This window comes from Vibrio variabilis (assembly GCF_003263785.1).
Classification (GTDB): Bacteria; Pseudomonadota; Gammaproteobacteria; order Enterobacterales; family Vibrionaceae; genus Vibrio; species Vibrio variabilis.
Genome location: NZ_JYJK01000076.1, coordinates 1 through 8,446, shown reverse-complemented (window position 1 = coordinate 8,446; position 8,446 = coordinate 1). Strand labels below are relative to the sequence as shown.

General features: G+C 48.8%; 5 protein-coding genes and 3 pseudogenes. 2 read left to right on the top strand and 6 right to left on the bottom strand.

Features of this window, described 5'->3' with window-relative positions:
- Positions 1-204: pseudogene (locus tag TZ48_RS12435) on the bottom strand (sodium:solute symporter family transporter); the annotation flags it as partial.
- Between the two features lie 408 nt (positions 205-612).
- Between TZ48_RS12435 and kdgK the strand changes: the two are divergent.
- Both kdgK and TZ48_RS12425 read left to right on the top strand, forming a co-directional pair.
- Positions 613-1,542: a 2-dehydro-3-deoxygluconokinase gene (gene kdgK, locus TZ48_RS12430; RefSeq protein WP_112479388.1), complete on the top strand. Its 930-nt coding sequence runs from the start codon at positions 613-615 to the stop codon at positions 1,540-1,542.
- A 14-nt stretch (positions 1,543-1,556) separates the two neighbouring features.
- Entirely contained in the window at positions 1,557-2,180 is a 624-nt protein-coding gene (locus TZ48_RS12425; RefSeq protein WP_112479387.1) for a bifunctional 4-hydroxy-2-oxoglutarate aldolase/2-dehydro-3-deoxy-phosphogluconate aldolase, read from the top strand.
- Between the two features lie 72 nt (positions 2,181-2,252).
- Here the strand turns inward: TZ48_RS12425 and TZ48_RS12420 are convergent, their stop codons facing one another.
- The 5 genes and pseudogenes from TZ48_RS12420 to TZ48_RS12395 form a co-directional block, all read right to left on the bottom strand.
- On the bottom strand, positions 2,253-3,575 hold the full coding sequence (locus TZ48_RS12420) for a lysine N(6)-hydroxylase/L-ornithine N(5)-oxygenase family protein (RefSeq protein ID WP_112479386.1): 1,323 nt from the start codon (positions 3,573-3,575) through the stop codon (positions 2,253-2,255).
- Between the two features lie 39 nt (positions 3,576-3,614).
- A pseudogene (locus tag TZ48_RS12410) lies at positions 3,615-5,935 on the bottom strand (GNAT family N-acetyltransferase).
- 385 nt (positions 5,936-6,320) lie between these two features.
- The gene (locus TZ48_RS25840) at positions 6,321-6,557 is read right to left on the bottom strand and encodes a nitroreductase family protein (protein WP_112479383.1); all 237 of its coding nucleotides are present in this window, start codon (positions 6,555-6,557) and stop codon (positions 6,321-6,323) included.
- Positions 6,554-6,847, bottom strand: a pseudogene (locus TZ48_RS25835) (nitroreductase family protein); the annotation flags it as partial. The pseudogene TZ48_RS25835 and the gene TZ48_RS25840, both read right to left, overlap by 4 nt.
- 54 nt (positions 6,848-6,901) lie before the next feature.
- A partial coding sequence (locus TZ48_RS12395) for an iron ABC transporter permease (RefSeq protein ID WP_112479381.1) occupies positions 6,902-8,446 on the bottom strand: 1,545 nt, incomplete at its 5' end.

Genomic DNA, 8,446 nt, shown 5'->3' with positions numbered 1-8,446 from the left:
CTCAAAGGCCTTAGCGGCCGCCCCCGTAAAGGTCCAAGCCGAAAACTGTGTCATGAACGCTGTGGCTCCAGCCATCCACCACATCATAGCCCCACCGCCACGAATGAAGCCGGAACTATCTATAGCAAAACGCTTGAACGCCAGGGCGGCGAACAACACGAAAGCAAAGTAACCGACAACAATTGCACCATCAATGAGTTCCATACCGCTCCTTATGCATCATGGCTTATTCATTTTCTGTGAGAAGTTCCAATGGCTTCGTCGCCCATACAGAGCTCAAGAGCCCGCAATGATGAAACTCGACCTAAATCACACTTAGTCGCTTAAAGTAGAAATATTACTACCATAACTTCAATTTATGCTGGTAGATTAGAACATATCAAAACGACGTTTCAAATAAAATTTAGTTGTCTATTTGTTTCTTGAGGCGTGGGGAATTGTGGAGCTGTTGCAGTCAAGACCTCTCAGAGCAACGTCTATGTGGTAGGTATACCACCACAGTAAAGCCATCATAAAAGAATCAGTTAGTTACGCTAAATCAGAGTCTTACTGCCCAGTTTCATTTCATTGATAATGAATGAAACTGGGCACTCTCAAGCTGGATATTTGACTATGAGCCAATACAAAATAGCGATCATCGGCGAATGCATGGTGGAGCTACAACGCAAAGAAGATCTACTGAAGCAAAGTTTCGGCGGTGATACGTTAAACACGGCGCTTTACCTTTCTCGTTTGACGAAAAATTACAACATTTCAGTAAGCTACATTACCGCACTAGGCAACGACCCTTTCTCATCTGAAATGCTTGAAGCTTGGTCGGACGAAGGTATCGATACCGACCAAGTGTTGCGCCTAAACGACAAAATGCCCGGTCTTTACCACATCGAGACTGATGAGACTGGCGAGCGCACCTTCTTCTACTGGCGCAGCGACGCGGCAGCCAAGTTCGTGTTTGATCAACCAGAAAGCCAGTCTCTTGTTGAATCGTTAATGGATTACGATGCGGTTTATCTAAGTGGTATTACCTTGGCTATTTTGACCGACTCTGGACGTGACACCCTATTTAGCTTCCTTGATAAGTTCAAAGCCAAAGGCGGCAGCGTCTTCTTTGACAACAACTATCGTCCAAAGCTTTGGGCGAGCCGTGATACCGCTCAGCGCACGTACCTAGCGATGCTTGGTTTTACCGACACCGCACTGCTTACGTTCGAAGATGACCAAGATTTGTTTGGCGACACATGCCTAGAGGAGTGCATCGAGCGCACTCAACACGCTGGTGTCAGCGAAATTGCCATTAAGCGCGGCGCAAAAGAGTGTCTAGTACTTAGCGAAGGTCGCGCAGAGTATGTCGCACCCAAGCCGGTCGACTCCGTGATTGATACTACAGCCGCAGGTGACTCATTCAGCGCCGGTTATCTTGCCAAGCGCCTGACCGGTGGCGACGCGTTTAACTCAGCCGCAATGGGACACAAAGTTGCAGGCACAGTCATTCAATACCGCGGTGCTATTATTCCTAATACAGCAACGCCAACTCTTGATTAGTAGGACAAAGACATATGACAACCCTAAACGAACAGCTAGCAAACCTTAAAGTAATTCCTGTCATTGCCATCAACAAAGTTGAAGATGCTATTCCTCTAGGTAAAGCACTCGTAGATAACGGCATGCCATGTGCAGAAATCACCTTCCGCACCGAATGTGCAGCCGACGCGATTTCAGCGATGCGTCAAGCGTACCCAGAGATGCTGATTGGCGCAGGTACCGTTCTTACTAACGAGCAAGTCGATCAAGCGATTGAAGCAGGCGTTGATTTTATCGTAAGCCCAGGTTTCAACCCACGCACGGTTCAATACTGCATCGACAAAAACGTACCTATCGTACCGGGTGTTAATAACCCAAGCCTAGTTGAGCAAGCAATGGAAATGGGTCTGCGTACATTGAAGTTCTTCCCAGCGGAGCCATCTGGTGGTGTGGGTATGCTTAAAGCGCTGACCGCTGTGTATCCCGTGAAATTTATGCCAACAGGTGGTGTCAGCTTGAAGAATGTCGATGACTACCTATCTATCAAGTCTGTATTGGCATGTGGCGGCACTTGGATGGTGCCAACGAACCTTATCGACGAAGGTCGTTGGGAAGAGCTTGGTCAGTTGGTGAAAGACGCGGTCGCTCACGTTAACTAATCCAACATTTAGCGAAATAAAAGCAGCCCCACTAGCATTGTCTTGTGGGGCTGCTTGTTATCCGCAGGGCGGCTAACTCGACAAATCCATCTCGGCGACCTTTGCCCTATCCTCTTGAACTGAGTTTAAGCCCCATTCCATCACGTTGCTACTGTCGCCATGATGATACAGCGCATCGCCATTGGCATGATTGAGAATTTTCGCTGCTCGCCACGCCGCAAGACTCAGTTGTGGTTCAATGATTCCATGGTTATGAGTACCTGAATTCACGACAAACAACTTGTTATCACAAGGCTGCTTCCAATGTGCAGCGTACTCAGAATTAAGAAGCGGCCTAGAAAGCTCATCCAATTGCAGCTTATCGGCAATGCCCTGAAGGCAGGGTGCCAACACTCGCTTAAAGCCTGTACATAAAATCACAACGTCAGCTTCAAGCACTTTCTCGTTCTCCGTAACCCCATGGCGAAGTCGCAATTGGTGTTGCTTCCCTGACAAATCTAACCCCACTAGCTCTTGATGAGGCTGAATTGTCCACCACTTTGGGTTTCTTAATACATACTTATCGTGATACAAAGCCTGATAGATCGACGTCAAACAGTCATCGGTGATCCCATCACTGGTCAGCTTTTGGCGAGACACCTCACGCGCTTGTCGATCCTTGTCGAGATGGTAAAACTGATTCACATAATCCGGCATAAAAAACTGGTCGCTAAAACAGCTCTCATCCAGCCGTTCTAGATTTGCACGGCGTGACACCCAATCAAGTTGCCTCGGCTTACCAAAATCACCGGCAAACACATGCTGAAAGATATCCGCACCTGTTTGCCCACCACCGATGATTGCAATGCGTTTGCCCGTTAAATCTGGCTTACGCACCATCATTTCGTGGGCGTGGAAACAGTGATCGCTAAGCTTATCCTGCGCGCACTCCGGCACCACTGGCTGCGTCCCTGTACCAACAACCAAATGACGGCTGGTTACCGTCTCACCATTTGCAGTAATCACAAAGTGATCATCGGCAAAGCGCACCTCACTGATGTCAGTGCCGAATTGGGTATTAGGGAGCTGCTTCGCTGTCCATGCCATATAATCGGAAAACTCTAACCTCGATATCATAAAATCACCACGCGCGGTGAATGGATAGAATTTTTGGTTCTTCACCAAGTAGTTCATAAACGTGTAAGGGCTGGTAGGGTCTACGGCCGTGACCAAGTCTTTTAAAAACGAGGTTTGCATCTTGGCGTGATTGAGCAGTAGCCCAGGATGCCAAGCAAATTCAGGTTTACGTTCATAAAATTGGCTTTTTAACTCTGTCTTGGGCGCTACAAGCGCTGCGATACTCAAGTTGAAAGGACCAATGCCCACTCCAACTAAATCAAAATCAACTGTGTTCATTGTATTTTTTCCTAGCCTGATATGTGTTCTCTTATCCACTTAAATGGCATAAGCATCAAAGAAGCGCTGTCGTCGACATTGCAGCATCGCTGCTCTTTTGTGTGGAAAATCAAAATCGAAAAGGTGTTCGAAGCCAATTCGCTCTGTCAGTGCCAACACTTTTTTATTGTCTGCACGAGGTTCACCCATCACATGTTGAGTGTTGAGATCGGCAAGAAGCAATAGTGCACGATGCTTCGTGACCAAGCGGAGAAGTAGCGCCAGCCTCGGAAGCGTGCATTCGCGGACAGCATATGAACGCCGCGGTCAAACTCATCGACATCATAAAATGGCCCTAGACGATCTTCTGCAGTCCAATAGATCTCGAAGTAACCAAAAGGGACACCGTCAAATTCACCGATGATCGGGAACTGGTGAGGATCGCTTTCCATCTTGGTCAGGTATTGCTGATGGGACAGCTTAGAGCCGCTTAACTCCCAAACCGGCGCAATTGCGGGATCGTTATGCCAGCGATGAAAACCATTCAGATCCCGTGGTAGCTGCGCTTTTCTAAAACACACCACTCGCTTCTCTCGGTAGAGGTATCGTTGATAGAACACATCTTCCGGCTTTTCTGGGCGCGTTGGATACTGAATTCCGTGCTCAGTTCGCTGTTCTATTTGTCTATCTGGTTTACTGACTGGTCGGTGCCAAATCGGCGCATTCTGAAGAAATGCTGAACGACTAAGCAGGTTTTTATCTTCCAAAACGTAGCTCATAAATGAGGGGGCATCTGGGCACTGAACCTGCGCCACATCGAAGTGATAAAAAACATGCTCGATGGCAGACCACCACACTAAGTTTTCTTTTGCTGCTATCTCAACCGTCACCAAATCGTCGCAAAGCTCGGCACTGACGCGGCCGCGCTCAATCGAGTTGGAGACTAATGACCACTCATTACGCTTAATTGGATAAACGCTAATGTGTGTGTCATCTGGCAGTGGCTTGGTACATAGTGGCAGGTTTTGCCCCAATAGCGGATTGGCAATGTCACGATAAATCTCAGCAGGATTCGATAGTGTGGCTTCATTATTTTCTTCCAAGAAGCACAAGAAGTTTCGTTTCCAGCGCAGAGTCGGAGAAGTCAGCAAATAGTCATAGAAAGAGGGATCCAAAGGATGAGCCGCTGCCAGTCGAGCCAAGTGCTCTCGGCACACCTCATACAATTTTTCTTCTGGAGCTAAGCCACCAGCGGCAATCGCAGACACCGTATTCATCAAAGAATTGCCGATAAGATAATAGGCAAGGTACGGGTTCACCTGTTCACTCGGCATAAAGTATTCCGGATCAACGCTTTCAAACACCGATGCGAAGCGCTGCAATGCAAGCTCAGTGATACCACTTCCCTGACAATCGCGGTACATCATGCCAATCGGCAGGCCATCCTCAATTTTTAGTACAATATTTTGCTGGTGAGCGAGAAGGATCAGGCCATAGTCGCTGCGAGCGATACACAATGGCGCCATCACATGCTGCATAAACTGCCCCATCCATAAACACGCAGCTTGCTCTAAGGTGATTGATTGCGTTGCTGCCACCCGCTTAACCCAAGTAACGACTTGAGGCTCACTTTGTTCGACACAAATCTGGTTCGCCGTCGCAAGCAGATGATGACCCAGCGTCGTGTCATGGCTGTTTTTACCGTGGCTCGCATTCGACTGATAAAACGGATTATGACGAAAACTCACTAATGGCAGATCCAGTTCGTGTCCTTGCTTTGTACAAATAGTTACCCACGCAGGCTCTTCAATAAACGTGGTGCTGGGCAGCCTTTGCACTAGCTCCTGACCGGCCTCATGACTCAATAATTGACTGAACAGCGTACCACGTCTTGCTTCTTTAGGGGTTAAAAGACGCAGTGAGTTGGTCAATTTGATGGGTAATGAGACCTTCAGCATCCATGGCATATTCGGGTGATAAATAGCACGACTAGACGACGTCGCTTGCCAGCCACCACTTTGTAACTGAAGATCAACAACACCCCCTTTCAACTCTTCAGCCTCTTGAGATGCTCGCCAAGCCTTTGCCTGCAAGGGGTGCATGGGGTAAGGCAAATAATCGCCAGCCACAAGCCCCCTACTCTCTTCTGGTACTGACAAAGCAAACAGGGATTGCAAATGATGCTCAAAAGTCTCGACCTGCGCCTCGCCTACAAGCTGATCTTTTGCCACTGCAAACCATTCAATAGCAAACTCCGCTTCATACTCAGGTAAAAAGTGAGCCTGTTCGCTGTGAGACAGCGGCGCGCAACTTTTTGGACTCGGATGCATACTGTGGCCACCGACCAGCGCTTGTTCAGATTCGATGAATTTGGCTGGCATGGTGACTGAGCCACGTCTTGCCTTATACGCTGACGCGCGTTGAATATAGTTATCCGAGTCGCCGATACGCTGAAGTAGGCGATCGCGCTTTTCTGAGCTTGCTACCTCGCAGGATCCAAGCACAAGATCCACAGCAATAGGAAAAGACACCTCAGATACTGAGCCATCATTAACATGATAGATTTCTTGCGTATATCGATGGCGACCATTAGCAGAGACGTAGCTTAACGGTAGCCACAGAGCGCCACTAGAGAGCGAAAAACACGCGCATTTTTTCGGTTTACCCGCGATGTCAGCGTCGATGACCCCAGCTTCGATAAACAGACCATCCATATCAACATAAAGGCTATTGAAAAACGATTGAAAACTGAGTGTATGTGCCATTTTATTTCTCCGTTATCCATGCACTTAACTGATTAGGGGCTTGCCACACTTGGGTGTATTGACTCACATTCACTCTTGGCTTCTGACGCACTTCAATTGGCGTACCAAAGACCATAAAGCCGACTGGGTAATGCTCATCACTAAGACCGAGAATGTCACGAACACCCGGTAACTCAGCAGCATCCGTGGAGTACCACACACCGCCAAAACCCAATCGATCTGCGGCCAGCAATGTCATTTGACACGCTGCGGCCGCAGACAGGATCTGATCTTGTTGCTCACTTCTTTATGTGTTTGAACGCGCGCCGAAATCAACACCAAGCTAGGTGCGTGACTAAGGTAGTCCGCCAGTCGATTCGCTTGTGCGGCTGTGACCTTAGCATCATGGCTTAGCCAAGCATTTCTTAGATGGCTGACTAAATTGACAATGTGGTCGTTTTCAACAACCAAGAAATGCCAAGGACGTAAACGACCATGATCCGGAGTGCTCATGGCAGCTTGCAGTATGGCCTGCATTTGCACCTTGTCGGGGCAGGCTTGCGCATCTCATGAACGTGATAAGAAACGCGCTGATAAAGGGAGTTAAGTTCGTGCATATTGATATTTTCTGTAGCCAACTAAAATAAGAATTAGGAAATAGACACTGCCTAAAATTGACACCATCAAACCCGCCGCAATTTCATTCGGGGCGGTCAAGGTACGTCCAAGGCCATCGGCCCAGACCATTAACGTAGCACCCATGAGTGCTGCAGCGGGAAGAAGGTGTTGATGTCGATATAGCCCCATCATTCGAGCGCAGTGAGGAGCCAAAAGACCCACAAAGCTAATCGCGCCAACATGAGCGATAGAGGTGGCAGTAAGCCCAGCAGCGATGGCCAGTAACCACAAACGATGCTTGGCGATAGGCACGCCAAGTGCTGCCGGGAGCTGTTCCCCAAGACTGAGTACATCCAGACTGCGCAATAAAGGAATGAGCACCACGCAAAGTCCAATCACAACCCCAAAAAATGGAACAAGTTTGTCGGTAGATGCTCCGTAGGTAGTGCCCGATAACCACATCAAGGTCACTGAGGTCGTACTGCTGCCGAAGGTAAGTAGGATGTGAGTAGCTGTACCGGCAAAGGCAGAAATCACGATGCCAAATAGTGCTAATTGAGCAACACCTAGTTGCTGTTTTAAGCCCCAAGAAAGCATGACAAGCACCAACACAGCGCCAGCCAATGAAGCAAGCGTCAGCACGATTTGCGAAGCGCTGGGTTCGACCACCAGCACACAGGCAATGATCAACACGGAAAAAGCGCTCACACCGGAGATGTCAGGACTTGCCATCGGATTTCGAAATAGGGTTTGCAGTATCACCCCCGCACAGGCCAGCCCGACTCCGGCAACACTTGCTAAAAGCACGCGTAAGTTATCCCAATATCCAAGTAAATCATCGTTAGAGCCAAAATAGTGACTAGAATGCCCCCAAAAGTGCGCACTAAAGACAAACGCTAAAGTAAGCAGAAACAAGGTTTTCTTGGGTTTTAAATGAACAAACGGTGACAGCGTCAAACCGTGTTGGTCACTTGCCGATGCGACTTGTCCACGACGTCTTAAAAGGAGGAAAATAAAAAACGGCGCGCCGATCAGGGCAGTAAACACTCCGGTAGGTAATCGGTAGCCAATCACTAGCATACCGCGAGAGCACCACTCAGCAATGAGCACCAAGCTAGCGCCAACCAGCACAGACAAAAGCCATAGCAACAATACACTGCGGTTCTCATTTGCTCTCATATACAAAGCTCGCGCGATATGCGGTGCCATAAGCCCCACAAATGCCACCAGCCCCACGAGCGCGGTGGCCAAAGACGCCTGCGCGATAGCCAGCGTAAGAATGCACCAACGCCATCGACTCACCGCAACCCCCAACGACGATGCATGTGTGTCACCGAGCAAAAACAGTGACAGCTTTGGCAATACCAATAAGGTCGCGAGCAGCAACAAACCGATGACGGGGGAGTAAGCCGCCACGGGAGAAATACTGGTTTGCAGCACCTGCCCGCTACCCCAAAGAAACAATCCATCTGTCTGATTTTCGTAATAAAGCAGCAACACCGATGACACTGCGCCCGCGCCAAGCCCAAG

Bases quoted from the DNA above. Each gene is read 5' to 3' on its own strand.
- kdgK (WP_112479388.1), top strand. From the start codon at position 613: ATGAGCCAATACAAAATAGCGATCATCGGCGAATGCATGGTGGAGCTA.
- TZ48_RS12425 (WP_112479387.1), top strand. From the start codon at position 1,557: ATGACAACCCTAAACGAACAGCTAGCAAACCTTAAAGTAATTCCTGTC.
- TZ48_RS12420 (WP_112479386.1), bottom strand. From the start codon at position 3,575: ATGAACACAGTTGATTTTGATTTAGTTGGAGTGGGCATTGGTCCTTTC.
- TZ48_RS25840 (WP_112479383.1), bottom strand. From the start codon at position 6,557: ATGACATTGCTGGCCGCAGATCGATTGGGTTTTGGCGGTGTGTGGTAC.